We start from the raw sequence: 26,723 nt of genomic DNA on the forward strand, positions 1-26,723 counted from the left end.
TCAGCCCCGGCCCGTGCCGCGTTCCAGCGACGCCGACGACGCCGGTCCGGCGCCTTCCTTGGGCCGGGCGGAGTCATCGAGGTGGGTAGCGGCGTCGTCCTTGCGGCCCGCCGCGAACTGCGTGGCGTGCAGCTCCGCGTAGCGGCCAGCGCGTGCGAGCAGTTCCTCGTGGGAACCGCGCTCCACAATTCGGCCGGCCTCGATCACGAGGATCTGGTCCGCCTGGCGGATCGTGGACAGCCGGTGCGCGATGACCACGGCGGTGCGCCCGGACATCGCCTCGTCGAGTGCCGCCTGCACATAGGCCTCGTTCGTGGAATCCAGGGCGGAGGTCGCCTCGTCCAGGATCACCACGCGGGGTTGGGCCAACAGCAAGCGAGCGATCGTGAGGCGCTGGCGCTCGCCACCCGAGAGCCGGTAGCCGCGCTCCCCCACCACGGTGTCCAGACCGTCCGGGAGGGATTCGATCACGTGCCGCAACCGAGCGCGCTCCAGGGCGTTCCACAGCTCGGCGTCCGTGACCCCCTCCCGGGCCACACCGAGGTTCGCGCGGATCGTGTCGTGGAACAAGTGCCCGTCCTGCATGACCATTCCCACGGAGCGGCGCAGGGATTCAAAGGTCGTGTCCCGCACGTCCTGGCCGCCGAGCCGGACCGCGCCCGAGTCGACGTCGTACAACCGCGCGACCAACTGCGCGATCGTGGACTTCCCGGCCCCGGAGGACCCCACAAGGGCCACGGTGTGGCCGGGTTCCGCCCGGAAGTCGATGTCGTGCAGGACTTCCTCGCCGCCGCGCGAATCCAGGACGGCCACGTCCTCGAGGGACGCGAGCGAGACCTTGTCCGCGGAGGGGTAGGAGAAGCGCACGTGATCGAACTCCACGGCTACGGGCCCCTCGGGCAGGGCACGCGCCTCGGGGCTCTCTGTGATGAGGGGCTTGATGTCCAGGACCTCGAACACGCGCTCGAAGCTGACCACCGCGCTCATGATGTCCATGTGGGCGTTCGCCAACATGGTCAACGGGGTATACAACCTGGTCAGAAGCATGCCCAGGGCCACGACCGAGCCCGCGTCCAGGTGACCCAGCAGGGCCTGCGCTCCGCCCACGCCGTACACGAGCGCCAGTGCGAGGGCGGAGACCAGGGTCAGGGCGGTGACGAACGTGGTCTGCAACATGGTCGCGCGGATCCCGATTCCCCGGACGTCGTTCGCGCGGGCGGCGAACTCCCGCGATTCCTGCGCGGGATCGCTGTAGAGCTTGACCAGGGTGGCGCCACCGGCGGAGAACCGCTCGGTCATCCGCGTGGACATCTGGGCGTTGTATTGGGCGGAGCGACGCTGCAACGCGGCCAACCGGCCACCCATGGCCCGGGCGGGGATCAGGAAAATGGGCAACAGCAGCAGGGACAGCGCGGTAACCTGCCACGAGATGGTGACCATGACCCCTACGGTCAGCACCAGGGACACCACGTTGGACACCACACCCGACAGGGTCCCGGCGAACGCGCGCTGCGCGCCGATCACGTCCGTGTTCAGCCGGGACACGAGAGCCCCGGTGCGCGTGCGGGTGAAGAAGGCGAGCGGCATGGTCTGCACGTGGTCGTACACGGCGGTGCGCAGATCGTAGATGAGCCCTTCACCGATCCGCGAGGACTGCCACCTGTTCAGCAGGGACAGTCCAGCGTCCGTGATGGCTACCGCCGCGATGGCCACCGCGAGCCACACCACCACGGAGACGTCGTGCCCGCCGGTGATCGCATTGACCACCCGCCCGGCCAGCACGGGCGTGACCACACCCAGAACGGCCAGGGCCACCGACACCAGGACGAACGCCAGGATCGCGTGGCGGTGGGGACGCGCGAACGTGATGATGCGTCGCACGGTTTCACCGCTGATCTTGCGGCCCTTGTTCTCCTGCCCCTTCATGGTCCGCCACATGGCCATGTGGGCGCTCTGCATACTCACGCTCGCAACTGTATCCCCGGGTCAGGGAATCACGCGGGGCAGTCCAGCCCCATGGCACCGCGGGTATTGGAGCCGCGGTTGAGGGCGCGGCCGATCTCACTGAGTTGGCCCACCTGCTCGGGGGCCAGTCGGTCGAAGACGATTTCCCGCACATGACGCACGTGGGCGGGAGCAGCCTCACGCAAACGTTCGAGTCCCGCGGGGGTGATCTCCGCGATCACCACGCGGCGGTCGTCCTGACGGCCCGCGCGAGTGACCAACCCGTCTTTCTCCATCCGCGCGACGATTCGCGAGAGCCGGGACTGGGACGTGTTCGTGGCCGTGGCCAGAGCGGACATCTTATGCCGGTGGTCCGGGGCTTCGGACAGCATGGCGAGCACCAGGTATTCCGCGAGTGACATGTCCTCCTCGCTGCGCAACTGCCCCTCCACGGCACCCGGCAGGCGGAACATGATGGAGACGAGCGCGAGCCACGCTTCCCGCTCGTCCTCTGACAGCCACTTTGTCTCTTCCATACTCACGAGTGTAGTGAGCATATATTGACGCAGCAAATATCTCGCGTATCTAAGGACCTGGGTGACCCCGCCCCACGCCGACCGCTCAGGCACCCAGCGTGCGACGCCGCCCCGCGAGGGCGATGAACACGCCCTGTGCCACGGCCACCCCGACCATCACGAGCAGCGGTGCGGTCCAGGACCCGGAAGCGTCCTCCAACAACCCGATCATCACGGGGCCGAGCGCGGCGAAGAGATACCCCACGCTCTGCGCCATGGAGGACAGGGCCGCAGCCCGGTGGTAGTCCGTGGTGCGCAGCCCGAACAGGGCCATGGCCAGCACGATCGCCCCGCCGGTGCAGAACCCGATGAACAGCGCCCACAACAGGGACAGGGAGGGGACGAACAGCAGACCCAGCAGACCGATCACCGCTGAGGCAGCGAACACCGCACCCAGACCGGACTGCTCCCGGAGCCGGGGGATCATGAACGCGGCGAAGAGAGTCCCCACGAGTCCGCACGCCTGGAACGCGAAGTGGTACCACCCGGCCTGGACCGGGGTAGCGCCGGCGGAGATCTGGATCGTCGGCAGCCATGTGACCATCGTGTAGTAGACGGTGGACTGCAGCCCCATGTACACGGTCACTTGCCAGGCCAGGGCGGAGCCCAGCGGGAGCCGGGCCCGGGAACGTGCAACGGACGCGGTGACGGCCGGGGGAACCGCCGGTGCGGCGTCGTCGTCCGCTCCTGAACCCGGAGTCGGCGAACCAGGCCCCGTCGCATCGGGGGCCGCCGGGCCGGGGGCCGCAGCCCGGGGAGCGGCAGTGCCCGAGCCCACCCGGGAGGCCACCCCCAGGATCCACGGCAGGAAGACGGCCACGCCGATGATCGCCACGGCCGCCCAGATCCCGAGCGCGAACCGCCAGCCGGACGGGGCGACGTCCGCGATGGGGACCACCACACCGGAGGCGAGCGCCGCGGTCAGCGCCGTGACCGCTTGGTACACACCCGTCATGGGGCCGATCCGGTGCGGCCAGTCACGTTTGATCAGGGACGGGATGAGCACGTTGAGCACCGCGATGGCCGCGCCCAGCAATCCCGTGCCCACCCAGATCAATCCGGGTCCGGGAACCGAGCGGACCACGATGCCCGCCGCGAGGACCACGAGGGCGAGACCCAGGACCCGTTCGAGCCGGAATGCCTCCGCGAGTCGCGGCGCGAAGGGGGAGATCACGGCGAACGCCACGAGCGGCAGGGGCTCACGAGCAGCGACGCCTGCGACGCGCTCAATCCCACCTCGTGTTCGATCTGCGGCAGCACCGGGCCCACCGCGGTGATCCCCGCCCGCAGGTTGGCCCCCAGCAGGAGCACGCCGACCAGCAGCAGTCCCGCGCGGGGCGCACGGGCGGACACAGAACGCTCGGGGCGTGGATCGACTGCGAGCACGGGGCCACCTCTCCTGGACGTCCATGCCACCATAATGGGAGGCATGGACTCCCACGACACCTGGCCCGCGCCCGTGACCGTTGACGACCGCGGGTTCGACGCCGCCGCCATGCGTCAGTTGGGCCGCGCACCCGCGTCGGGCGACGCCGCAGGGACCGGTTCCGCGGGTACCGGCACCGGGGCCCCGGGGGCCGATCCCGACCTCTCCGCCAAGCCCACCCTGCGCGAGAAGCTCACGGCCTCCCTGCTGCTCGTAATCCCCCTGGTCTCCGCGCTCGTGGTGGTGCTCAGCGCCATCCGGTACACGGACACCCGTAACGGGCTGTGGCTCGGGGTCATCGCGGTGGTGCTCGCGCTGGCCGCGCTGTCCTGGGTCGCGGTGCTGCGGGGCGCGTTCGCCCGCGCCCGGGGCCACCTGGCCGCGCGGTTGCCGGGGGTGATCGGCCACGGTGTGGGCATCGTACGCGAGCTGGACGTGGAGTCCCCCTTCGACGAGAACGGCGTCTCGGACACCGTGACCGCCCACCTCACCCTGCGCGTGAACCCCACGCAGGGCCCGGCGTTCACCGCCGTGCTGGACGCGGTCTACGCACTGGCTGACGCCGAGAAGCTCACCGTGGGATCGCACGGGCCGGTGCGCTACCTGCGCTCGGACCCGGAGAACACGGTGGGGATCGAAACCCGGTTGCCCGAACTGACGGTGCAGCAGATCTACCGCGCCGCGGCCATGAACTGACCGCGGGGCAGGGTCCCATACCGCGCCGTCGTCATCAGCTCCGGTGCTGCGGAACGACGACGCACGGCCGGGGGCAGGGTCAGTGGCGGGAACCCTCGTGTGCGTCCCGGACCCACTCCTCGTCCCGGCGCAGGGACGACGAACCCACGGGAGACGATCCGGCGGGCGGGACCGCCGCGTGCTGCTCGGTGTCCGCCTCGGGCTCCACGACCACCCGGGTGCCGGCACCGCGGGCACGGGACGAGGAATCGGGAACGTTCGTGACGCTCACGGTCACCACGTTCAGGGCGATACCCAGGAGGAAGAAGATCCAGGCGGCCACGGCCACCGAGGCCAGGGCGAACAGCAGACCGATGAGCAGGAGACCCACGGACGTGAGGTAAGCGGGGGATTTGACGCGCCGGAAATTGAACTGCATACCCCTATTCCATCACGTTTCCGCGGGGCCTCCCGCCGGGATACCGGCCCCCACCAGGGACTTCACCCAGAACGTAAAGGGCTTGTCAGAACCACCCGGTAGGCAGTTGACTGAGCGGTAGTTGTCAACGAAAGGATTTGCCCTCATGCCCACCAACCAGACCGTGCAGCTCAACGACGGAAACACCATCCCCCAGTTCGGGTACGGGGTGTGGCAGGTCGCGGCGGACGTCGCCGAGGACGTCGTGAGCAAGGCACTGCAGATCGGCTACCGCCACATCGACACCGCCAAGATCTACGGCAACGAGGAAGGTGTGGGTCGCGCGATCGCCAAGAGCGGGATCCCCCGCGAGGAACTGTTCGTGACCACCAAGCTGTGGAACGACGACCAGGGTCACGATTCCGCGCTGCAGGCCATCGACGCGTCCCTCGAGCGGCTCGGCCTGGACTACGTGGACCTCTACCTCATCCACTGGTCGCAGCCCGAGAAGGGCAAGTACCTGGAGACCTGGAAGGCGTTCCAGGAGATCAAGGAGTCCGGTAAGGCGCGTTCCATCGGTGTCTCCAACTTCACGGAGAAGGCCCTGCAGGACGTCCTGGACACCGGCGTGGTCCCCGCGGTGCACCAGATCGAGCTGCACCCGTACTTCACCCAGGAGCCCCTGCGCGAGATCGGCGCCCAGCACCAGATCGTGACCGAGGCGTGGTCCCCGCTGGGCCAGGGCAAGGCGGAGCTGCAGGACGAGACCATCGGTGAGATCGCCCGCACCCACGACGCCACCCCCGCGCAGGTCATCATCGCGTGGCACCTGGCCCTGGGCAACGTGGTGTTCCCCAAGTCCGTGACCCCGGAGCGCATCCAGGAGAACTGGGACGCCCAGGAACTCACCCTGAGTCAGGACGAGATCGAGCGGATCAGCGGGCTGTCCCGCGAGGACGGGCGCCTCGGCCCCGACCCCGCCGATTTCAACGACTGACATCTCCGACACACGCGTCCCGTGACGCGGCGCACACTGCTGTGACGCGGCGTCGGCCGGTCACGAGGCGGCGTCGACTTCCCGCGACACGGCGGGCCATGCCCCGGAAACGTGCCCCCGAGGTCCTCATGAGAGGGCCCCGGGGGCACGTTCGTGCGGCGTCAAAGGTCACCGCACCCGGCGCGCGGGTGCATCATAGAGAGTTATGAGTCACGACACTTCGGACGGCGGCCAGGCCAGCAGCGTGCCCGTCGCTCCCAATACACACGTGGACCCGCACAACCCCGCGGGTCGCAAATCCTTCTTCGGCCAGCCAGGAATGCTGGCCAATCTCTTCTCCGTGGAGATGTGGGAACGCTTCTCCTTCTACGGCATGCAAGCACTGGTGCTGTACTACATGTACTACGCGGTCTCCGATGGCGGCCTGGGTATCGACCAGGGCGTCGCCGCGGGCATCGTGGGTGCTTACGGCGGTACCGTCTACCTGTGTTCCATCCTGGGCGGTTGGATCGCGGACCGGTTGCTCGGCTCCGAGCGCACCATGCTCGCCTCGGCCGTGCTCATCATGGCGGGACACATCGCCCTGGCCCTGATCCCCAGCGTTGCCGGGCTGACCATCGGTCTGCTGTGCATCGCCGCGGGGTCCGGTGGTCTCAAGACCACGTGCGTGAACCTCGTGGGAACCCTCTACGACCGTGAGGACCCCCGCCGTGACGCCGGCTTCTCCATCTACTACATGGGCGTGAACATCGGCGGCTTCCTGGGCCCCCTGCTGACCGGCTTCGCCTGGAACACGTGGGGCTTCCACTTCGGCTTCGGCCTGGCCGCCTTCTTCATGGCGATCGGCCTGATCCAGTACGTCCTCACCCGCAAGGGCCTGCCCGCCAGCGTGCACACCGTAGCCAACCCCCTGCCGCGCTCGCAGTACGGCAAGTGGATCGGCATTGCCGTGGCCGCCGTCGTGATCATCCTGGTGCTGCTGTTCACGGGCCTCCTCAACCCGGGCAACCTGGCCGACGCCGTGGTCCTCGTGGTGCTGGTGGCGACCATCCTGTTGTTCACGATCATGCTGCGGGACAAGGACCTCTCCCCGGAGGAACACTCCCGGGTCCTGGCCTTCATCCCCATGTTCATCGCCACCGCGGCATTCTTCGCCCTGTTCCAGCAGCAGTTCACGGTGCTCGCCATCTATGCGGACACCCGCCTGAACCTGAACTTCCTGGGCTACGAGTTCCCGCCCTCCTGGGTGCAGTCCATCAACCCGGTGTTCATCATCCTGTTCGGCATGGTGTTCGCGGCCATGTGGACCAAGCTCGGTACCCGTCAGCCCAGCACCCCCGTGAAGTTCGGTATGGCCCTGCTGGCGATCGGCGTGGCTTTCCTGCTGTTCATCACGCAGGCGAACACTGCCTCCGTGTTCGTGGGGTGGATCGTCCTGGTCCTGTTCTTCGCGACCATGGGTGAGTTGTTCCTCTCCCCCGTTGGGTTGTCCCTGTCCACCAAACTCGCCCCGCGCAAGTTCCCGGTGCAGATGGTGGCCCTGAACAACCTCGCGGTGGCCCTCGGTACCGCCCTGTCCGGTTCCCTCGCAGGCTTCTACTCCCGTGAGAACGAGGTCGGCTACTTCGGCACCATGGGTGCGATCACCATCGTGCTCGGCATCATCATGTTGCTCGCCGCCAAGCCCATCCTGCGGCTCATGCGCGGCATCCGCTGAGTTCCCCTTCCGTGGGCGCGCGCCCCGTACCCGCAGCGGCGGGTGCGGGGCGCGTCGTCGTACCGGACGACGACGCCGCTCGCGCCCTTCCTCGGCACGGCTCGCCGCGCCGGGTCCTCCGTTGCTCCCACCACCCGGACCGCATCCTTTAGGGTTACCTGTACGCATGAGCCGCGGGTCACATCCATGTCATCGGAAACGGGTGCCAGTCAGCGGCTGCACGAGGCCGATCCGTGGAGGACACCATGAGCGATTCACCAGCGTCGAAGGGTGCCACGTCGGCATCCACGGCGAACAGCCGGACACCGGGCGCATCCGGTGCCTCCGGGGCACCCGCGTCCTCGGGGGGCGGGCACGAGCTGAAGCGGGTCATGGGTCCGGGACTGTTGCTCCTGTTCATCGTGGGCGACATCCTGGGCACGGGCGTCTACGCGCTCACCGGCAACATCGCCGGTGAGATCGGCGGCGCCGCGTGGGCACCCATTCTCATCGCGTTCGTGGTGGCCACGATTACCGCGTTCTCCTACCTGGAACTCGTGACCAAGTACCCCGGGGCCTCGGGTGCGGCGCTCTACACGCACAAGGCGTTCGGGATCCACTTCCTCACGTTCCTCGTGACGTTCGCCGTGCTGTGCTCGGGACTGACCTCCGCCGCCACGGCATCCAGCACCGTGGCCTCCAACTTCGCCAAGGGCTTCCACCTGGATGTGGGCCCGCTGGGGATCACCATCGTGGCCGTGGCCTTCCTGGCGATCCTCGCGCTGATCAACCTGCGCGGGGTGTCCGAATCGGTCAAGCTCAACGTGGTGCTCACGTGCATCGAACTCACCGGCCTGCTGATCGTGATCCTGGTGGGGTTCTGGGCCGCGGCCCAGGGCAACGCGGACTTCAGCCGCACGGTCATCTTCGAGACCTCGGACGACAAGGGCATGTTCCTGGCCCTGACCGCCGTCACGTCCCTCGCGTTCTTCTCCTTCGTGGGCTTCGAGGACTCGGTCAACATGGTCGAGGAGACCAAGGACCCCACGCGTAACTTCCCGCGCGTGATGCTGCTGGGCCTGTGCATCACCGGCGTGATCTACGTGCTGGTGTCCGTGTTCACGGTGGCGATCGTGCCCATCGGTGAATTGGGACAGTCCACGACCCCGCTGCTGGACGTGGTGCGCATCGGCGCCCCCGGTCTGCCGATCGACACCATCTATCCGTTCCTGACCATCTTCGCGGTCGCCAACACAGCATTGATCAACATGCTCATGGCCTCGCGCCTGCTCTACGGCATGGCACGGCAGGGCGTGATCCCGGGCTTCCTGGGCAAGGTGCTCCCCGGGCGCCGCACCCCCTGGACCGCGATCATCTTTACCACCGTGCTGGGCATGGTGCTCATCATCCTGGTGAACAACGCGATGGGTAAGGGCACCGCCGCGGCACTGGGCGGCACCACAGCGTTGCTGTTGCTCGCGGTGTTCACCGTGGTCAATGTGGCCGCCGTGATCCTGCGCCGCGACCGCTCCCAGGAGGGTCACGACTACTTCCACGCCCCGCGCGTCCTGCCCTATCTGGGCGCCATCACGTGCGCGTTCCTGCTGGGACCGTGGGCGCAGGACGTCATCGAGTACCAGATCGCGCTCGTCCTGATCGCCCTGGGCCTGGTCCTGTGGTTGCTGAACTTCCTGTACGCCCGCCTGTTCACGGGTCGCCGCACCCGCTTCCAGCGCCCCGAGGACCTCGCCAACCTGGAGGACGTGGACCGCTGAGTCCGCTCCCCCGCCCACCCGCTCACGGACCCGGAGACGTCATGAACATCGTTGTCGGATACTTACCCACCCCCGCCGGCCGGGCCGCCCTGCGCGCCGGGATCGCCGAGGCCATCCTGCGTTCGGCGGACCTCGTGGTGGTCCAGGGCCATCACACCAAGCGCTGGGGGCGGCACACCGGCCCCGAGGACCCCGAAGCCGCCATGCGGGAGGACCGCGCCGCACTGGACGAAAGCGGCGTGTCCTACGAGCTGGTCCCCGTGGCGCACGACGCCGATCCGGCGGATGTCATCCTCGAGGCCACCTATCGCGGCCGGACCGCTCTGCTCGTGATCGGGACTCGCCGGCGCACCCCGGTGGGCAAGTTGATCATGGCCCCCACCACGCAGCGGCTGCTACTCGAGGCCGGGTGCCCTGTGCTGTGCGTGAAGGCGGGGTACGACGCCGCCTGAGCGAGCGACGTCGACAGCCTCCCGTCGCGCGCCGCCGACCCCCGGCGAGCGGGACCGCTCGAGCACTGACCATCGCCCCATGGAACGGCGGGCCGGACCCCCAAGGTCCGGCCCGCCGTCGTCGGTGGGACGTGATGGAAAGAGCGCTCAGGCCGCGCGGTTGGTGCGCTCGTCGTGCTGCGCGGCGCCGTCCAGAGGGGTGCTGCCCCGCGCGGGCCGGTACGACGGCGCGGGCGCGGCTGCCGTCGTGGAGCCGGCGCGGCGCACGGTCGCGGGTGCGGGCTGGGACACCCCGGCCTGACGCCACGAGAACCCGAACGCGAGAGCGGGCACCACCTTGTTGGCCAGGGCGCACCCGGCCATGACCCCGGCCCAGGCCACGGGCACGGCGGCCAGGACGTCCAACGGGTAGTGCGCGCCCGAGTACATGCGGGCGGCCCCGACGATCACCACGGCCAGCGTGCCGAGCAGCGCGATCCGACGCCGTGAGGAACGGCGGGAGGCCACGAGACCCATGGCCAGCGCGATCGCCACGACCGCACCCGTGTGCGAGGACGGAAAGGACATGGAGCCAGTGACCGGCGCGAGGGCCTCTCCGCTCAGGAACATGGGACGCGGCCGCTCCACGAACACTTTGACCAGACCCACGGCACCCCATCCGGCGAGGGCGGTGATCCCGAACCCGGTGGCGTCGAGGGGGCGGCGTCTGAGGACGGCCAGCCACCCGATGACGGCGGCGATGATCAACACCACCGCGCCGTTGGACAGTGCGTACTGCACCGCGGTGGCCACCGCGTCCAGAAGAACGTTGCGATGCTGGGAGAACCCCTCGAGCAACGCGGTCTCCCCGTGGGTGATCTGCGGTGACAACACCACCAGACGCCCAAGGGTTGCCGTCAACAACACCGTGACCAAGGGAACGGCCACTCGGTGACGCAACTGCGGCAACCGCCACGGGGACCCGCCCGGCGAGGGGGAAGTGTGCTGCGCCGGATAGGTCATGTGTCAATGGTGACACGAGACACTCAACGATTCCTGAAGTGGGCGTGTCGCACGCGGTGTGGCGTGTGTGATGCGGAGTTCCGGGGTGTTCCAGGGTCGGCGTCGCTGCGCGGGCGCACCGTGCCCCGCGGGCTGGAAATGGGGTTTCACGTGAAACACTTAATCTGAAAACACTTTTTTATGGTTGCATGCGTCGATTGGAATATCCTTGATGGGGATAGGAAATCCAGTCATGTGGTTTTTCTGCCGCGGACACCGTCACGGGACGCCCGAAAAGTTCATTTCCCGAACACTGACTACACTCAGCCCTCAAGAAACATTCGAGAAGGGAAGAGACGATGGCGTCCACACCCCCGCCCCCGCACTCCACGCGAGAGCCTTGGGCCCAGGCCGGTCCGCCCTCCACACAGCCGCCCTCGCCGCAGCCACCATTCACCCAGCCCCCCGCCCCGGGATCGCAGGCCGCACTGCGCCTCGCCAATCGCCGCAGGGTCGTGGACGCGGTGCGCGAGCTGGGTGCGGCGACCCAGGCGAGCATCGCGCGGGAGACGGCCCTGGCGCCGTCGACGGTCTCGTCCATCGTCCACGAGCTCACCGCGTGCGACCTGCTCGCCATGGAACCCGAGAACGGCGGGCGGCGCGGGCAGCGCGTGCACTTCAGCGAGAGCGCCGGCTACCTGGTGGGCCTGGACGTGGGCCACCGTCACGCGAGCGTGGCCGTGGCGGACCTGAACCTGGACGTCCGCGCGCAGCGGCGCATCGACCTCCCGGCCGGGCACCGCGCCGAGGACGTACTGACCGGGGCGCGAGAGATCCTGGACGAGTTGCGGACCTCGCTCGACGTCCCCGCCCAGCGCATCCTGGGCGCGGGGCTCACCCTTCCCGCGCCCGTGGACGCCGAGTGCCGCGGCCTCGGTTCGGAGGCCATCCTCCCGGCGTGGGCCGGGCTGGACCTGCGAGCGCTGGCCACCGGGACGCTGGGCTGTCCCACCGTGGTGGAGAACGACGCGAACGCCGGGGCCGTGGCCGAGCACGCGCTCGGCGCGGGGCGTGGGACGGCTCACATGGCCTACCTCAAGCTCTCGCACGGCGTGGGTGCCGGGCTGATCCTGGGCGGCGGGCTGTACCGCGGGGCCACCGGGTCCGCGGGTGAGATCGGCCACGTGACGCTCGACGAACGCGCGGGGCTGTGCAGGTGCGGCAACCGAGGGTGCCTCGAGACCTTCGTGTCCTCCCAGACCGTGCTGGACGTCGTGGCCTCCTCGGGTCGGCGCGTGGAATCCGTGGGTGACGTGGTCCGGGAGGCGCTGGCCGGCGATCCCGGATGCACCCGGGTGATCACGGACACCGGGCGGTTGATCGGCGGCGCCGTGGCGCAGCTGTGCAATGCGTTCAACCCGGAACTCGTGGTCGTGGGCGGGGAGCTCGCGCGCGCCGAGGACCTGCTGCTCGATCCCGTGCGGGACGCAGTGCAGCGCTACGCGGTGCGCGGTTGCGTGTCCGGGCTGCGGATCGCCACCGCGCAGCTCGGGGCCCGGGCGCACCTCACGGGTGCGCTCATCCGTGCGCGGGCCGAGACGTCCCTCCCCGTGTAAGACGTCCGGGGCGCGCCAGCCGCTGCAAACGACACGCGGGAAATTTGTCTTCGACTCATGGACATTTTGTGATCTGGGTCCTACCCTGGGTTCACTGTCCTTCCCCGGCAGCTGCCCTCCCTGGTCCCACGAGCCGATTCCAGGAGACGAAAACCCGCCTCGTACGGGCCCCTCGACCGGTACATCCCCGGAACGGGACGCATGATGCCCGGGAGCGGGAAGCGTTGAATTTCGATACAGCAAGGGAGCTGCGGGATGAGCCATCCAGCGCAAGCACACTCGCCGGAGCGTCATCAGACGAACACCGGCGCGGTCATTCGCATCACCACCGTGGCCGCGTTCGGCGGCCTCCTCTTCGGGTACGACTCCGCCGTGATCAACGGTGCGGTCTCCTCCATCCAGTCCACGTTCGACGTGGGTCCGGGGCCCCTGGGCTTCGCGGTAGCCGCGGCCCTCCTGGGCGCCGCCGTGGGTGCGTTCTTCGGTTCCCGCATCGCGGACCGCACGGGGCGCATCCCCATCATGAAGATCGCGGCACTGCTGTTCCTGCTCTCGGCGATCGGCTGCGGTTTCACGCAGTCCATCGAATGGCTCGTGTTCTGGCGGGTCGTGGGCGGTATCGGCGTGGGTGTGGCGTCCGTGATCGCACCGGCGTACATCGCGGAGGTCTCCCCCGCACACCTGCGCGGACGCCTGGGCTCGCTCCAGCAGATGGGTATCGTGCTGGGCATCTTCCTGTCCCTGCTCATCGACGCCCTGCTCGCCCACTGGGCCGGTGGCGCCGCCAACGAGCTGTGGTTCGGGCTGGCCGCGTGGCGCTGGATGTTCCTGGTCATGGCCGTGCCCGCCGTGCTGTACGGCATCGGCGCGTTCCTGATCCCCGAGTCGCCGCGCTACCTGGTCTCGGTGGGTCGCCCGGACGAGGCGCGCGCCGTCCTCTCCCGGATCCACGGTGACGACGCCGTGGACGCCCGCGTCTCCAAGATCCGCAGCACCGTGGACAACGAGCGCAAGCCCCGCTTCGCGGACCTGCGCGGTTCCATGGCCGGGCTCAAGCCCGTGGTGTGGGTGGGCATCGGCCTGGCCGCACTGCAGCAGTTCGTGGGCATCAACGTGATCTTCTACTACTCCAACGTTTTGTGGGAGTCGGTGGGCTTCAAGGAGTCCGATTCGTTCACCATCTCCGTGGCCACCTCCGTGGTCAACGTGGCGGTGACCGTCGTGGCCATCTTCCTGGTGGACCGGATCGGGCGCCGGCCGCTGCTGCTCGTGGGCTCCGCCGGCATGGCCCTGTCCCTGGGCGTGATGTCCGTGGTGTTCGCGACCGCCACCAAGGTCATGGTGGACGGTCAGCTCACCCCCGAGCTCGGCCCCATGGCCGGACCCGTGGCACTGATCGCCGCCAACCTGTTCGTCGTGTTCTTCGGTGTCTCATGGGGCCCGCTCATGTGGGTCCTGCTCGGCGAGATGTTCCCCAACCGCATCCGCGGCGCGGCGCTGGCCGTGGCCGGTGCGGTGCAGTGGATCGCCAACTGGGCCGTGACCGTCTCCTTCCCGTCCCTGTCCAACTTCTCACTGGGGCTGACCTACGGCATCTACGCGTTCTTCGCGCTGGTGTCCCTGGTCTTCACCATCAAGATGGTGCGGGAGACCAACAACGTGGAACTCGAGGACATGCACGCCTGATCCCACTCTCCCCGTCCCGATGCCCCGGTTCGCGTTACACGCGCACCGGGGCATCGTCACACCGGGTTCAGGCCGTGATAACAGCTCGTCGTAATACCGGTAGGGGTCCGGTGTTCGGGTATTTTCAAGACAGATTTGCCGCTGCCCGGGCATCGGGGCCCGGGAAGCACGACACATTCAACGACGAAAAGAGAGCCTCCCATGACGCAGCACACCGACTCCTCGACCTCAGGACGCAAGTCCGCGGGCCACGTGATCGTGGATTCCCTCGCGGCGCACGGGGTCGAGCGCGCCTACGTGGTTCCCGGCGAGAGTTACCTGGACGTCCTGGACGGGCTCTACGACTCCCCCATCGACACTGTGGTGTGCCGTCAGGAGGGTGGCGCCGCGTACATGGCGGAAGCGGACGGGAAGATGAACGACGTCCCGGGCGTGGCCATGGTGACCCGTGGTCCCGGCGCAGCCAACGCGCACGTGGGCCTGCACACCGCGTGGCAGGACTCCACGCCCATGGTGTTGTTCGTGGGACTCATCCCGTTCGAGCACCGTGAGAAGGAAGCGTTCCAGGAGTTCGACCCGCATCAGTGGTTCGCCTCCGGGGCCAAGCGCGTGATGGTCCTGGACCACGCGGAGCGGGCCTCTGAGTACGTGGCCGAGGCCATGTTCGCCGCGCGTTCCGGGCGTCCGGGGCCCGTGGTGGTGGGCCTGCCCGAGGACATCATCACCCGGCAAATTGAACCCACGGTGCACCCGGAGATCCCGGTGGCCGGCGGCGGGATGACCGTGGAGGACTGGAAGGCCCTCGAGTCCGCGCTCAAGGAGTCCCAGAAGCCCCTGTTTGTCTTCGGTGGTAACGATTGGACCTCGCAGGGCGCGCAGCATTTCACCGCGTGGCTCGAGGAACACCACATCCCCGCCGCCGCGGAGTGGCGCTGCGAGGGCACCGTCCCGTTCGACTCCCCCTCGTACGTGGGACCCATCGGTTACGGCCGCCCCAAGCCCACCCACGATCTGCTGGAGGAGACCGACCTGCTGGTGTTCGTGGGCACGGTCCCCGGTGATGTGATCACCAACGGCTTCCTGGTGCGCCAGGACTGGACCAAGAAGAACTTCATCGTGACCATGGACCCCTCCATGCGCGGGCGTTCCGGCGCGGTGACCTACCAGATCGTGGCCAAGCCGGACGTGTTCGTGCGTGACCTGGTGCGCATGAACCTGCCCGTCTCGGACGTGTGGCGGAACTGGTGCGCGCGGATGCGTCAGCAGCAGGTGGATTTCTCCACCCCCAAGGACGCCTCCCCCGCGGACGGCCCGGCCTCGATGGACACCATGATGGCGAACCTCGTTGCGACCCTCCCCGAGGACGCCATGGTCACCTTCGGCGCGGGCGAGCACACCAACTGGGCCCACCGCTACTTCCCCACGAACGGCTACGCGTCCATGATCTCCGCGCGCAACGGCTCCATGGGTTACTCGATCCCCTCCGCCGTGGCGGCGTCCCTGAACTACCCCGGCCGCCGCGTGATCTCGATCGCCGGGGACGGCGAGTTCCTCATGAACGGCCAGGAACTCGCGACCGCCGCGCAGTACGGCGCCACTCCCCTGGTCATCGTGATGGACAACCAGGAGTACGGCACCATCCGTACCCACCAGGAACAGCACTACCCGGGTCACGTCTCCGGGACCCAGCTGAAAAACCCGGACTTCGCGGCCATGGCCACGGCGTTCCACGGTTTCGGCGTGCGTGTGGAGCGCGAGTCCGAGATCCCCGGGGCGCTTGAGCAGGCCTACAAGGCGATCGACGAGGACCACACGTTCGCGTTGATCCACCTGGTCGTCCAGCAGCGCAACAAGGCATACTAATCCCGATATAAATACTTGTCACGACGCCGCGTCGCCCGTCCCCAGGGAGGGGCACCGCGGCGTCGTCGTCCGTTCAGGACACGCGCGCGAGGATCACCGCAAGGGGTGGGCGGCCTGATCCCGGTACATCCGCCCGACGACGACCGCGACCACGCCGAGCGTGGGGGTCAGCAGTGCGACACCCCAGAAGATCGCTTCCGGTGACAGCACCTGCGAGACGGGTCCGGCCACGGCCATGGAGATGGGCATGAGGGACAGCGAAACGAAGAAGTCCAGGGACGAGATCCGCCCCAGCATGTGCCCGGGCACCCGCCGTTGCAGGAGCGTGCCCCAGATGACCTGACCCGCGCCACCCGTGGCCCCGAAGATGCACAGCGCCGCCGCCATGACCCACCACGAGTCGGTGCTACCCACCAGACCGAACGGCAGGGTGCCGAAACCCCACAGCCAGATCATGGTCGTGAGGTACTTGCGGGGCAGTTGCACTGATGCCATGATGCTCGAGCCCACGGCCGTGGACACGCCGTACAGCCCCAGCATGGCGCCGTAACTCGCGAGCGATCCGCCCAGCCGGTCCACCACCAGGAACGGGACGAGCACCTCGAGCGGGCCGATGAACAGGAACACCGCGCTCATGGCCCACAAGAGCGTCCACAGCAACCACGGGGTGCGCACGCAGTACCGGAACCCGTCCACGAGATCGCGAAGGACGGAGGGCCGGGCAGTGTCCACCGCAGGGATCGGTCCGGTGACCTCGCGCTCCGGGATCCGTAACCGCAGCATGAAGGACAGCGCGATCGCGTGGCACACCGCGATCGCCAGGACGGACGCCCCAGGGAGGGCCAGGCCCGTGAGGACCCCGCCCACCGCGGGCCCGGCCGCGATCTGCAGCAGGGGGCGGGCCGTGCCCTCCACGCCGTTGGCCGCGAGCAGCTGATCGGGCGGCAGGATCCTGGGCAGGGCCGCGGAGTAGGCGGGGTAGAAGAACCCCACGGTGCCGGCGAAGACGAACGCGGCGAGCGCGAGGTGCCACAGCGCGAGGGTGTCGGTCCAGGTGAGGATCACGATGGTCAACGCCGTGACCAGGTTGGTGACCTCCACGCACCGCAGGATGAGTCCCAGGGGCAGGCGGTCCGCGGTGACCCCGCCGAGCAGCACGAAGCACACCATGCCCACCGCGCCGGCGGCCATAACGAGGGACAGTTGAACCGCGGAACCCCCGAGCGCCATGACCCGCGCCACGAGGGCCACGGCCCACAACCCGGAGCCGAAGACGCTCATGCACATGGCCACGGCGAGCACCGTGTACGCACGTGACGAGAACGGCCGCAGGGCCCGGGGAAGTTTCACCCGCACAGGTTACCGGTACGTTGTCACGGGGACCACACCGGTGCCATACGGTGAGGACGGAAGCCTGTCCGTCCCCGTTGTGGAGGAGTCATCGTGCGCGCAACCCATGTCCTCGAGAAGGGGACCATCCTGACCGAGCAGTGACCGACCCCGGAGGCCACGCGGGCACGTGCGTGATCATGGGTGCGGGCTCCGCGGATCTGTTCTTCCTCCAGGACGCGCTGCGCCGGGGCTTCGAGCAGGTGATCGTCTCGGACAAGCAGGAATCACGCTTGCGGATCGCCCGGGAGCTGGGGGCGCACACGGTCCGGGTCCCGGACGAGGAACTGGCCTCCGTGGCCGCCCGGTCCGAGCCCGGTCTCGTATCCTTCCACAAGGCCGTGCACCGCATCCACGACGGCGAGGTGATCGTGGACTACTGCCTGGGCCCCGTATACCCGTTCGAGGAGGCCGGCGAGGTGCTGCGGATCGTCGAACGCGGCGGGGACGGCCACGTCAAGTTCACGATCGTCCCGTAGCACTCTCCTGCGGCCCCCGGTCCCGGAACCCCTTGAGGATCTGCAGGGCCACCGGGATCACCGAGATCACCACGATCAGGATCGCGATCAGGTCCACGTGGTCACGGATCAGCGGGATCCCGCCCAGCAGGGACCCGGCCACCACCATGATGGTCACCCACAGGAAGCCACCCAGGACGTTCCACCCACGAAGCGGCGGTACGGGTGGCGCGCCGTGCCCGCCACGAGCGGGACGTACGTGCGGATAATCGGGACGAAGCGCGCGAGCACGATCGCCCTGCCGCCGTAGCGCAGGAAGAAGTCCTCCGTGCGGTTGAGGTAGGAGGTCTTCAGGAACCGGGCGTCGTCGGAGAAGAAGCGCCGGCCGAACCGGTTACCCAGGAAGTAGCCCACCTGGTCCCCCGCGACCGCCGCGATGAACGGTACCAGGATCATGAGCCACAGCGGGACCTGCAACGCCTCGTGCAGCAGTCCACCCGTGAACAGCAGGGAGTCCCCGGGCAGGAACGGGAACAACAGCCCCGATTCCACGAACACCATCAGGGTGGTCCCGGCGAGCGCCCACGGCCCCAGCTGCTCGAGCAGTTGGGCGGGATCGCCTAGCGGTGGCAGCTGCGGGATCAGCGTTCCCGCGGTGTGCAGCAGTTCAAGCGTCATGGTGACCCACTCTTCTCCTCGTGGGCCGGGTGCCGCGCACCACGGTCCTGTTCCTCCCCGGACGACGGCGCTCGCCCGGGGTAGCTCGTTCGTCCCGTGGGTGTGCCCGCAACCGGGGTCGCGCGGGGCGCGATCACGGCTGCTGCGGCTTCACGAACGGGAAACTCAGGACGTCGCGGATGGTCGTGGCGGTCATGAGCATGACCAACCGGTCCAGCCCGATCCCCATGCCACCGGCCGGGGGCATGCCCACCTCCAGGGCGTCCAGGAAATCATTGTCCACCCGCATGGCCTCGAGGTCCCCCGCGGCGGCCTTGAGCGACTGCTCCGTGAGCCGGTGGCGCTGGACCACCGGGTCGGTCAGCTCGGAGTACGCCGTACCGAGTTCCATGCCGTTGACCACCAGGTCCCAGCGTTCCACGAGCCCGCCATCGGAGCGGTGGGGTGCGGTCAGCGGGGAGGTCTCCTCCGGGAAGTCGCAGTAGAACGTGGGGAACACGGTGTGCGGTTCCACGAGCTCCTCATAGAGGCTCTCGAGCACCGCCCCGGGGCCCATGCCCGGACCGATCACCACGTCGTGCTGCGCGGCCACTGCGAGCAGGGTCTCGAAGTCCGACTCGATCGAGATCCGCCGTCCCACCGCCTTGCTCACCGCATCCGTCACGGCGATCACGGGCCACGGCCCGGACACGTCGGTCAGCACGGGCGCGGCGTCGGGGTTGTGCACGTCGTACAGGGGCAGCACCTGGGTACCGTGCAACGCCTGGGCCACCGTCTTGATCATCGTCTCGGTCAGCTCGCGCATGACCGTGTAATCCGCGAACGGGTGGTACGCCTCGAGCGCGGTGAACTCCGGGTTGTGGGTCGCGTCCGCGCCCTCGTTGCGAAAGTTGCGGGCCACCTCGAAGATGGGCCCGCTGCCCGCCACGAGCAGTCGCTTGAGGTACAGCTCGGGTGCGATCCGCAGCGTGAGGTCCATCCCGTACGCGTTGATGTACGTGCGGAACGGGCGCGCCGAGGCCCCACCGTGCACCGTGTTCAGCACCGGTGTCTCGACCTCGCGGTAGCCCTGCCCGGTCAACACGCGGCGCACGGTGTCCACCGCGAGCGAGCGCTGACGCAACAGGTCCATCCCGCGCGGGTGCACCAGGAGGTCCATGGACCGCTTGCGCAGCCGCTGTTCCGGGTTCTCGAAACTGCCGAACGGGACGGGCTGCAGCGCCTTCGCGGCCATCGTCACCCGCTCGGCGAGCACGGACTCCGTGCCGGTGCGGGACACACCCCAGTGCCCGTCCACCACCACGAGATCACCCACGTCCAGGTTGGGCCGGATCGCCGCCCAGGACGCGTCCACGCGCTCGCGGTCCACGAGCACCTGCACGGTCGCGCCGCCGTCGGTCAGGTCCAGGAAACCCACGCCTCCGAAGTCGCGGAACCTGCGGACGCGCCCGCTCGTGCGCACGGCCGACGACGCCGCGGCGTCGCCCCGGCGCGCGAGCACCGCAGCGAGGGGCTCGGCCTCCGCAAGACCCACAGGGTAAGGGTCGATCCCCGCGTGGGCCAGGGCACGCGCGTGCCGCATGCGGTGGCGGGTCTGCTGCGAGCGCTTGGGGGCCAGGACGCGCCTGGGTGCGGGTTCGTGGTCGATCGCGCGCACCACGGCGAGTGTTTCGGCGTCGAGCTGCGGCTGTGACCCCGTGCGCACGAACACCGCGGGCAGGAACCCCTCCACCTGGGCCGTGGCGGCCGCCATGCGGGGCAGGGACAGGAAGCCGTCGAAGCACGCGTAGCGGGGTACCCACTCGGGCAGGTACTTGGCGTTGGCCCGGTACAGGCTCTCGAGCTGGAAAAACCGGTCCATGAAACCCAGCACCGAGGAGTTGAAGCGGGTGATCACACCAGCACCGAGCTTCTCGGAGTCCTCGAAGACCCCGCGGAACATCGCGAAGTTCAAGGAGACCTCGCGGATCCCGTGGGACGCCCCGTAGTCCATGAGCTCCGAGACCATCAGTTCCGTGGTGCCGTTCGGCGCCTGGGGGCTGCGCCGCATCACGTCCAGGGACAGTCCGCGCCGACCCCACGGGACGAACGAGAGCAGGCCCAGCGCCGCGCCGTCGCGATCGCGGGCGACGACGAGCATGCAGCGACCGTCCGCCGGGTCCCCCCAGCGGTTGAGCGCCATGGAGAACCCGCGGTCCGGTTCGTTCCCGCGCCACTCGTCCGCGAGCCGCCCCATGCGCTCGAGCTCCTGCGGGTCGAGGTCCTCGTGCCGGGCGATCTCCACCGTGAGCCCGGCCCGGCGCGCATGCCGCACCGCCCGGCGCACCGCGGTCATCGAGGAGTTGGCCAGGGAGAAGCGGTCGGGATGCAGGACGGCCTCGTCCCCCATGACCAATACGCTCATTCCCTGAGAGGCATACACCCGTGCACCCCGTTCGGATGCCGAGGTGACGGCCGGGAGTAGGCCGTAGTGATGCGTGCGCGCGAGCCAGCGTTCCACGGCGTTAGTCCACGCCGCGGGGTCCCCCACCGGGTCACCGGAGGCGATCGCCACCTGACCCACCACCCGGAAGGTGACGCATGCGCGTCCGTCCACGGAGAAGACCGAGATCTTGTCGCGGCGGGTCGCGAAGTACCCCAGGGAGTCCTCGTCACCGTACTGCGCGAGCAGCGAGCGCACCGCGATCTCGTCCCCGGGCCGCCACGACGCCGCACGGGAGGACGAGCGCAGGAAGATCAGCACCGCGAGCACGATCGTCAGGGCCAGCGACACGGAGGTCAGTTCGGGGAGCCACGGCGGGACCGTGCCGTGGAAGTGTCGCCGGGGGCCCGCCCAGCCGAGGCTGCGCACGAGGGCTTGGGCGAGGACGTTCCAGTCGTCGATCGCCGAGTTCGTCGTGACCAGTAGCACCGCGTGGGTGGCCATGATCGTCAGGACCACACCGCCCACGAGGGTCCCCAGGGCGGCCATCGCACCGCGCGGGGCCGTGCGCGCGGGGAACGCCGGGCGCAACCACCACAGCAGGCACAGCGCGGCGATGCCCACCACGATGGCCACGACGTCCAGGGTCACGAACACCACGGAGGGGATGGGCCCGTGATTGGGGACCTCGGGGCCCATTGCCCGCAGGACCTCCTGGAACACGGACCACAGCACACCCACGATCTGGGTGATCGCGACCGTGACCAGCGCAATGCGCTTGCGGCGCACGAGCGCACCGGTGAGCAACCCGAGCACCACCACGGACACGAGCGAGGGCGCCACGGGGATGTTGAGGGTCCCGAAGAGCAGGGTGGGCAGCGGATTGATGCGCACCACCCAGTGCAGCAGGAGCAGGACCACCCCCACGAGGGTGGCCACGGCGAAGACCCACGTGAGGATCCTCGCCCACCGCCGTTGCGCCGGCGTGGTGGTGCTGAGCTCGGGCACACGGCAACCGTGCGCGAGCTGGGCGTCAACCATCAACTTCCCCTTACGGGCCCGGCGAGTGTAGCGCGCGGCGCCGATGTACCTATGCTGTTTTTCCGTGCGGCTACCCATTGGTTATGTCTTATTCCGCCGGGCTTCGTACTGCACACAAGATACGTGGGGAATCTCTGGAAACGAGCAATTCGCAATGGCGTTCTTCGAGCTGAACGGGTGGCCCCTGTTCATCATCACCGTGACCTTGGCCTTCCTGGCGCTGGCATTCACCGTCGTGGTGCTGCCGCGGCAACGCCGGCCGGGAATCCTCAAGTACGCGATGCAATTCGTGGGCGTGGCGCTCGTGTCCCTGTTGGTGCTGGTGGGGATCTTCCTCAAGATGAACATGGACAACCAGTGGTATTCCAGTTGGGGGGACCTACTCTCCGACGGTGGCGGCCAGGTGGCCGTCACGGATGTGGGTGCCACCGCCGCGGCGGCCAAGCCCATCAAGGACCTGCCGCATCGGGCGTTCAACGCCATGCAGACGAACCCCACGCAGAACGCGTTCTTCGGGTCCCAGATGGATCCCAACAACACGTCAGGGCAGTGGGTGAATCTGAAGATTCACGGACCGCAATCCGGCATCACGCAGGAAGCCACCGTCTGGTTACCGCCGTCCTACATGACACAACCGCAGCGGGCGTATCCGGTGATCACCGCTTTCACCGGTTTCCCCGGGGACGTGAAGACCTATACCAAGGCCATGGACATCGCCCAGCACATTCGTTCGCGGGTCAACAGCGGCGCCATGCGGGAAGCCATCGTGGTGATCCCGAACGTTTATCCCGGTAACAACGACACCGAATGCGTGGACAGCAACAACGGTCAGTGGGAGAGCTATGTGAGCAAGGACGTGGTCTCGTGGATCCGCGGCAATCTACGGGTGTCCACGGACCGGGAAGCCTGGAGCACGTTGGGCTACAGCGCCGGTGGTTGGTGCTCGTCCATGTTCGCCGTGCGTCACCCGGACGTCTGGGCCAGCAGCGTGAACCTGGCCGGGTACTTCGCCCCCACGTACAGCAAGGGCCAGCAGTGGAAGACCACGGATCCTCGCTCCTACGACCTGGCCTCGGTCGTGGCCCGGGACAAACCGGACGTGAAGATCTGGTTCTTCTCCGGCGGTGAGGACACCATCTCGGTCGACGCGGTGCGCAAGTTCGCGGCGTCGGTGTCCCCGCCCACGACCCTGGTGTCCAACCTCTCACAGAGCGGCGGCCACCGCGTGGCGCTGTGGGAGGCCCAGCTGGATCCGTCCCTCGAATGGCTCGGCCGCACGTCCCCGGCCTTCGCGCCCGTGAGCTCCTGACCGGCACGGCGTAGATGAACACCCAGGAATACGCGCTCAGCGTCCTGCTCACGGCCCTGGGTGGTTTCGACCCCGCGCCCCTGCTCATCTTCGCGGCAGCTTTGGGCGCGGGGATCCGGAAACGGCACATCATGGGCTCCGCCGGGGTGTTGCTGGGCGGCACCGCCGCGTGGGGCATGGCCCTGACCCTGCTCGTGGGCCCCGGTCTGCAGCGCGTGAACTGGGGGGAACTCCTCCGCCACGGCAGCATCTCGGCGGGGATCGAACTGGTCCTCGCCCTGGCCATCGGTGGCTACGCCGTGTGGCGGGTGGTGGCGGCGCGGCGCTCCCGGGGCCGCGACACCCCCGAGGAGAAGCCCGCCACGAGTCCGTGGGCCCTGTACGTGACCGCGGTGGTCTTCGTGGGCATCGTGATCTTCGATCTCCCGTTCGACGTGCACGTGGCCACCGCCGCCTCACAACCCCCGTCCCACGGGGTGGCCGGATGGATCGCGTGGTCCCTCATCAGTCAGTTCCCCCTGACACTTCTGATGCTACTGACGATCCTGGGGAAACAGCAGCGGTTTTCCCGGGTCATGCGCAGGGCATGGGCCGCCGTGTCCCCGTGGGTCAACCGGCTGGTCACCGCGGTGCTGGGCCTCGCGGCGCTGCTCATGCTCCTGGACGCCGGGGAGTTCCTGCTGGTGGGCCACTTCCTGGTCCAGTAAGGCGCGGGCCAGGTGTCCGCGGAGCGCGGGTGGGGCGTCAGACGGCCTGTTGCGAGGCCGTCACCGGGAGGCCGGCCTCGAGCCGACGCCGCCGGTCCGCCTTCTGGCGCTTCACACCCGCGAGCGCGAGGAGACCTCCGATCACGGCCAGCGCGGCCGCCACGAGGGCCGGGGAGCGGTAGCCGAAACCGGCGGAGATCACCGCACCGCCCAGTAGGGCCCCGATCGAGTTGGCAACATTGAACGCCGCGTGGTTGAGCGATGCGCCCATGAGCTGGGCGGGCCCCGCCGCCGTAATGAGCCAGCTCTGGATGCTGGGCATGATGAACGAGTTGGCCAGTGCCATGAGGAACCCGGCCACGAAGATCCCCACGGGGGATCCCGCGAGCGCCCCCACGAGCAACAGTGCCGCGGTGAGGGCCGGGAAACCCACGGCCATGGTGCGCCGGGCACTGCGGTCCGCGCTGATCCCGCCCAGGATGTTGCCCAGGGTCATGCCGATTCCCACGACCGCGAGCAACCACGGGATGCCGGCGCCGGACAGCCCCGCCAGCTCACGGCTCATCTGGGTCAGGTAGCTGTAGATCGCGAAGAACCCGCCGAAACCGATCCCCGCGATCCCCATGACGATCCACACCTGCGGCAGCCGGAACGCCCGCAGTTCACGGCGCCGGTTCGCTCCGACCACCCGGTCCTGGTGCGGGACGGTCAGCCACACGCCGATCGCAGTGACCGCGAAGACCACGGCCACCGCGACGTATGCCATGCGCCAGCCGTAGGCCTGACCGACCGCCGTCATCACGGGGACACCTACGACGTTGGCGACCGTGAGCCCCGATAAAGCAAGTGCCACACCCTTGGCCTGGTTCCCCGGACCCATCACGGTGGCGGCCACGAGGGACGCCAGACCGAAGTATGCGCCATGGGGAATACCCGCGAGGAACCGCATCACCAGGAGGGACTCGAACGTGGGCACGATTGCAGAGGCGAGGTTGCCCATGAGCAGTGCCGCGGCCATCACGAGCAGCATCGTGGTGCGGGAGGACTTCGCGGCGAAGAAGGAGATGACCGGGGCCCCCACCACGACACCTATGGCATACGCGCTCACGAGCCACCCGGCGCGTGCGATCCCGGTCTCGGAGGACGCACCGTAGAGATCGGGCAGGAGGTTCTGGGCGATCTGGGGCAACAGTCCCATAGACGCGAATTCCGTGCAGCCGATGCCGAAACCGCCCAGAGCCAGGGCGAACAGCGCGAGTCTGCGACGGGCGGGGGTCAACTGGGTCATGGACGCGCGACCTTTCGAGGATTCGCAGGTGGAGCTCCCCAGAGGGATGCGGGCGAGTGGCCGGAGAGGCCGTGGCGATCGGTCCGTGGCCTATGACAGCGCACCGCGCAGGCGCTCGTAGCGGGTGAACCGCGCGGGCGGACCATTCGGGCAGCACCCGGGCGGGCACAGGATTACTACAACACGGTGCACGCGCGATTTATTCACGAGCCCGCGCACGTGTGGGTGAGGTCACGATCACGAACTGTCCCCACCCCGTGCACGAAAGTTATCCACAGGTGTGGAGAACCGTGTGCATATCGCGATCGACATGTCCCCTACGGGGCAGTCCTAGCGCGCTGTCGCGGTATCCACAGGGGTGTTCACAGTTGTGGAATTACACATCTGTAAGTTGTTAACAGGTGTGGACAACCCCTGTGGACAGCCATTGGGACGCCCAGATCAGAGCGCGATCCCCGACCCGGATCCGGCGGAACGGGAGAGCTTTCCCTGCTTGCGGCCGGGCCCGGTCAGAGTCGGCGACGCAGCCCCGGCAGCATGGCGAGCGCCACGAGACCACCGGCGATCAACCCGCCCACATGCGCTTGCCAGGCGATGCCGCCCACCAGGAAACCGAAAGCCAGGTTGATCGCGATCAACACCGCGATGGGCGTGATGTTGTTCTTGAAGTGGCGCATGAACACGAACATGGCGCCGAAGAGCCCGAAGACGCCGCCGGACGCCCCGATGACGAGCACCCACGGATTACCGAGCAACAGCACTCCCACGGATCCGCCCAGCACGGACACCACGAACAGGACGGCCATCCGCCAGGTCCCCAGCAGCGGCTCGAGCATCCGACCGGAGAGATAGAGCGTGTACATGTTGAGCAGTAGGTGCAGCGGTGAGGGCATCGCGTGGACGAAACCGCTCGTGAGCATCCGCCACGGCTGGGTGTCCGTGAGCGAGGGAGCGTATCCCAGGATGCTCGTCAGGCTGTAGGGCGTGAACAGGCTCGTGAGCCACTGCAGGCCCCACATGACCACGCAGAGCCCGATGAGCGTCCACGTCACGGGCATGCCCCCGACGCGCTGGGGGCTGCGACGACGGTGCGGCGCAGCGCCGTCGTACCCGCCGCGTGGCGCGCCACCCGGGTGGGCGGACTGCTGACCGTGGACGTACTGCCCGTACCGCGGGGCGGGAACGGGCGCGCCGCTCCACGGGGCGGGACCGTCCGGGGCGCCGGCGGGCCGTCCGTGGTCCGGCGGGTCGTCGGGGTGGTGGGTCATGGTCATCCTCCGGGAGTGGGCGGGGCGGCTGGACGGGGCTCGAATACGGACGAAGCCCA

23 protein-coding genes are annotated in these 26,723 nt (G+C 68.5%); 11 read left to right on the forward strand and 12 right to left on the reverse strand.

Annotation, left to right across the window (positions count from 1 at the left end):
* From RF637_RS04845 to RF637_RS04860, 4 genes are all read right to left on the reverse strand, one after another.
* On the reverse strand, positions 1-1,944 hold the full coding sequence (locus RF637_RS04845) for an ABC transporter ATP-binding protein (protein WP_368844314.1): 1,944 nt from the start codon (positions 1,942-1,944) through the stop codon (positions 1-3).
* A 50-nt stretch (positions 1,945-1,994) separates the two neighbouring features.
* Positions 1,995-2,480, reverse strand: coding sequence for a MarR family winged helix-turn-helix transcriptional regulator (locus tag RF637_RS04850; RefSeq protein WP_064846950.1), 486 nt, complete (start codon positions 2,478-2,480; stop codon positions 1,995-1,997).
* A gap of 85 nt (positions 2,481-2,565) precedes the next feature.
* Entirely contained in the window at positions 2,566-3,705 is a 1,140-nt protein-coding gene (locus RF637_RS04855) for an MFS transporter (RefSeq protein WP_368844280.1), read from the reverse strand.
* Positions 3,690-3,905, reverse strand: coding sequence for a hypothetical protein (locus tag RF637_RS04860; protein ID WP_368844281.1), 216 nt, complete (start codon positions 3,903-3,905; stop codon positions 3,690-3,692). Before RF637_RS04860 ends, RF637_RS04855 begins: the two co-directional genes overlap by 16 nt.
* 43 nt (positions 3,906-3,948) lie before the next feature.
* Between RF637_RS04860 and RF637_RS04865 the strand changes: the two genes are divergently transcribed.
* Positions 3,949-4,641 carry a hypothetical protein gene (locus tag RF637_RS04865; protein WP_368844282.1) on the forward strand — a complete coding sequence of 231 codons (693 nt, stop codon included), beginning with the start codon at positions 3,949-3,951 and terminating at the stop codon, positions 4,639-4,641.
* A 79-nt stretch (positions 4,642-4,720) separates the two neighbouring features.
* On the opposite strand, the gene RF637_RS04870 is transcribed toward RF637_RS04865, so the two are convergent.
* Positions 4,721-5,059: a hypothetical protein gene (locus RF637_RS04870; RefSeq protein WP_368844283.1), complete on the reverse strand. Its 339-nt coding sequence runs from the start codon at positions 5,057-5,059 to the stop codon at positions 4,721-4,723.
* 145 nt (positions 5,060-5,204) lie between these two features.
* Here RF637_RS04870 and RF637_RS04875 point away from each other — a divergent pair, with 145 nt between their 5' ends.
* The 4 genes from RF637_RS04875 to RF637_RS04890 all read left to right on the forward strand — a co-directional run bounded on the left by RF637_RS04875 (position 5,205) and on the right by RF637_RS04890 (position 9,958).
* Positions 5,205-6,035 (forward strand): aldo/keto reductase, encoded by an 831-nt coding sequence (locus RF637_RS04875; RefSeq protein WP_368844284.1) that lies wholly within the window; start codon positions 5,205-5,207, stop codon positions 6,033-6,035.
* A 205-nt stretch (positions 6,036-6,240) separates the two neighbouring features.
* Positions 6,241-7,752 carry a peptide MFS transporter gene (locus RF637_RS04880; RefSeq protein ID WP_368844285.1) on the forward strand — a complete coding sequence of 504 codons (1,512 nt, stop codon included), beginning with the start codon at positions 6,241-6,243 and terminating at the stop codon, positions 7,750-7,752.
* Between the two features lie 245 nt (positions 7,753-7,997).
* Entirely contained in the window at positions 7,998-9,506 is a 1,509-nt protein-coding gene (locus RF637_RS04885) for an APC family permease (RefSeq protein ID WP_270240668.1), read from the forward strand.
* Positions 9,507-9,547: 41 nt separating this feature from the next.
* A complete protein-coding gene (locus RF637_RS04890; protein ID WP_162229666.1) occupies positions 9,548-9,958 on the forward strand; it encodes a universal stress protein in 411 nt (136 codons plus the stop codon).
* 147 nt (positions 9,959-10,105) lie between these two features.
* On the opposite strand, the gene RF637_RS04895 is transcribed toward RF637_RS04890, so the two are convergent.
* Positions 10,106-10,960 carry a phosphatase PAP2 family protein gene (locus RF637_RS04895; RefSeq protein WP_368844286.1) on the reverse strand — a complete coding sequence of 285 codons (855 nt, stop codon included), beginning with the start codon at positions 10,958-10,960 and terminating at the stop codon, positions 10,106-10,108.
* Between the two features lie 338 nt (positions 10,961-11,298).
* Here RF637_RS04895 and RF637_RS04900 point away from each other — a divergent pair, with 338 nt between their 5' ends.
* The 3 genes from RF637_RS04900 to RF637_RS04910 all read left to right on the forward strand — a co-directional run bounded on the left by RF637_RS04900 (position 11,299) and on the right by RF637_RS04910 (position 16,104).
* A complete protein-coding gene (locus RF637_RS04900) occupies positions 11,299-12,555 on the forward strand; it encodes an ROK family protein (RefSeq protein WP_368844287.1) in 1,257 nt (418 codons plus the stop codon).
* 255 nt (positions 12,556-12,810) lie between these two features.
* Entirely contained in the window at positions 12,811-14,241 is a 1,431-nt protein-coding gene (locus RF637_RS04905; protein ID WP_368844288.1) for a sugar porter family MFS transporter, read from the forward strand.
* Positions 14,242-14,442: 201 nt separating this feature from the next.
* Positions 14,443-16,104, forward strand: coding sequence for a thiamine pyrophosphate-dependent enzyme (locus tag RF637_RS04910; RefSeq protein ID WP_064845500.1), 1,662 nt, complete (start codon positions 14,443-14,445; stop codon positions 16,102-16,104).
* A 93-nt stretch (positions 16,105-16,197) separates the two neighbouring features.
* Here the strand turns inward: RF637_RS04910 and RF637_RS04915 are convergent, their stop codons facing one another.
* A complete protein-coding gene (locus RF637_RS04915; RefSeq protein ID WP_318541915.1) occupies positions 16,198-17,454 on the reverse strand; it encodes an MFS transporter in 1,257 nt (418 codons plus the stop codon).
* Between the two features lie 140 nt (positions 17,455-17,594).
* Between RF637_RS04915 and RF637_RS04920 the strand changes: the two genes are divergently transcribed.
* Positions 17,595-17,972, forward strand: a complete 378-nt coding sequence (locus RF637_RS04920) for a hypothetical protein (protein WP_368844289.1) — start codon at positions 17,595-17,597, stop codon at positions 17,970-17,972.
* Here the strand turns inward: RF637_RS04920 and RF637_RS04925 are convergent.
* The 3 genes from RF637_RS04925 to lysX all read right to left on the reverse strand — a co-directional run bounded on the left by RF637_RS04925 (position 17,956) and on the right by lysX (position 22,092).
* A complete protein-coding gene (locus tag RF637_RS04925) occupies positions 17,956-18,129 on the reverse strand; it encodes a hypothetical protein (protein WP_240919027.1) in 174 nt (57 codons plus the stop codon). The two genes, RF637_RS04920 and RF637_RS04925, sit on opposite strands and share 17 nt — an antisense overlap.
* Complete coding sequence (locus tag RF637_RS04930) at positions 18,126-18,629, reverse strand: DedA family protein (RefSeq protein WP_368844290.1); 504 nt, start codon at positions 18,627-18,629, stop codon at positions 18,126-18,128. The genes RF637_RS04925 and RF637_RS04930 overlap by 4 nt, the downstream gene beginning before the upstream one ends.
* 133 nt (positions 18,630-18,762) lie before the next feature.
* The gene (gene lysX, locus RF637_RS04935; RefSeq protein WP_368844291.1) at positions 18,763-22,092 is read right to left on the reverse strand and encodes a bifunctional lysylphosphatidylglycerol synthetase/lysine--tRNA ligase LysX; all 3,330 of its coding nucleotides are present in this window, start codon (positions 22,090-22,092) and stop codon (positions 18,763-18,765) included.
* A gap of 154 nt (positions 22,093-22,246) precedes the next feature.
* Between lysX and RF637_RS04940 the strand changes: the two genes are divergently transcribed.
* Entirely contained in the window at positions 22,247-23,401 is a 1,155-nt protein-coding gene (locus RF637_RS04940; RefSeq protein WP_368844292.1) for an alpha/beta hydrolase, read from the forward strand.
* 14 nt (positions 23,402-23,415) lie between these two features.
* Complete coding sequence (locus RF637_RS04945) at positions 23,416-24,108, forward strand: hypothetical protein (RefSeq protein ID WP_368844293.1); 693 nt, start codon at positions 23,416-23,418, stop codon at positions 24,106-24,108.
* Between the two features lie 37 nt (positions 24,109-24,145).
* Here RF637_RS04945 and RF637_RS04950 read toward each other — a convergent pair whose 3' ends face one another.
* Entirely contained in the window at positions 24,146-25,396 is a 1,251-nt protein-coding gene (locus RF637_RS04950; RefSeq protein WP_144932786.1) for an MFS transporter, read from the reverse strand.
* Between the two features lie 509 nt (positions 25,397-25,905).
* Positions 25,906-26,664 carry a rhomboid family intramembrane serine protease gene (locus RF637_RS04955; RefSeq protein WP_368844294.1) on the reverse strand — a complete coding sequence of 253 codons (759 nt, stop codon included), beginning with the start codon at positions 26,662-26,664 and terminating at the stop codon, positions 25,906-25,908.
* Positions 26,665-26,723: the final 59 nt, after the last annotated feature.

The sequence above is a fragment of the Kocuria sp. CPCC 204721 genome (assembly GCF_040980945.1).
In the GTDB taxonomy this organism is placed as follows: domain Bacteria; phylum Actinomycetota; class Actinomycetes; order Actinomycetales; family Micrococcaceae; genus Kocuria; species Kocuria marina.

What these genes read in the sequence shown, in the direction of transcription:
- RF637_RS04845 (WP_368844314.1), bottom strand. Translation starts at nt 1,944, where the DNA reads ATGGCCATGTGGCGGACCATGAAGGGGCAGGAGAACAAGGGCCGCAAG.
- RF637_RS04850 (WP_064846950.1), bottom strand. Translation starts at nt 2,480, where the DNA reads ATGGAAGAGACAAAGTGGCTGTCAGAGGACGAGCGGGAAGCGTGGCTC.
- RF637_RS04865 (WP_368844282.1), top strand. Translation starts at nt 3,949, where the DNA reads ATGGACTCCCACGACACCTGGCCCGCGCCCGTGACCGTTGACGACCGC.
- RF637_RS04870 (WP_368844283.1), bottom strand. Translation starts at nt 5,059, where the DNA reads ATGCAGTTCAATTTCCGGCGCGTCAAATCCCCCGCTTACCTCACGTCC.
- RF637_RS04875 (WP_368844284.1), top strand. Translation starts at nt 5,205, where the DNA reads ATGCCCACCAACCAGACCGTGCAGCTCAACGACGGAAACACCATCCCC.
- RF637_RS04880 (WP_368844285.1), top strand. Translation starts at nt 6,241, where the DNA reads ATGAGTCACGACACTTCGGACGGCGGCCAGGCCAGCAGCGTGCCCGTC.
- RF637_RS04885 (WP_270240668.1), top strand. Translation starts at nt 7,998, where the DNA reads ATGAGCGATTCACCAGCGTCGAAGGGTGCCACGTCGGCATCCACGGCG.
- RF637_RS04890 (WP_162229666.1), top strand. Translation starts at nt 9,548, where the DNA reads ATGAACATCGTTGTCGGATACTTACCCACCCCCGCCGGCCGGGCCGCC.
- RF637_RS04895 (WP_368844286.1), bottom strand. Translation starts at nt 10,960, where the DNA reads ATGACCTATCCGGCGCAGCACACTTCCCCCTCGCCGGGCGGGTCCCCG.
- RF637_RS04900 (WP_368844287.1), top strand. Translation starts at nt 11,299, where the DNA reads ATGGCGTCCACACCCCCGCCCCCGCACTCCACGCGAGAGCCTTGGGCC.
- RF637_RS04905 (WP_368844288.1), top strand. Translation starts at nt 12,811, where the DNA reads ATGAGCCATCCAGCGCAAGCACACTCGCCGGAGCGTCATCAGACGAAC.
- RF637_RS04910 (WP_064845500.1), top strand. Translation starts at nt 14,443, where the DNA reads ATGACGCAGCACACCGACTCCTCGACCTCAGGACGCAAGTCCGCGGGC.
- RF637_RS04930 (WP_368844290.1), bottom strand. Translation starts at nt 18,629, where the DNA reads ATGACGCTTGAACTGCTGCACACCGCGGGAACGCTGATCCCGCAGCTG.
- lysX (WP_368844291.1), bottom strand. Translation starts at nt 22,092, where the DNA reads ATGGTTGACGCCCAGCTCGCGCACGGTTGCCGTGTGCCCGAGCTCAGC.
- RF637_RS04940 (WP_368844292.1), top strand. Translation starts at nt 22,247, where the DNA reads ATGGCGTTCTTCGAGCTGAACGGGTGGCCCCTGTTCATCATCACCGTG.
- RF637_RS04945 (WP_368844293.1), top strand. Translation starts at nt 23,416, where the DNA reads ATGAACACCCAGGAATACGCGCTCAGCGTCCTGCTCACGGCCCTGGGT.
- RF637_RS04950 (WP_144932786.1), bottom strand. Translation starts at nt 25,396, where the DNA reads ATGACCCAGTTGACCCCCGCCCGTCGCAGACTCGCGCTGTTCGCCCTG.
- RF637_RS04955 (WP_368844294.1), bottom strand. Translation starts at nt 26,664, where the DNA reads ATGACCCACCACCCCGACGACCCGCCGGACCACGGACGGCCCGCCGGC.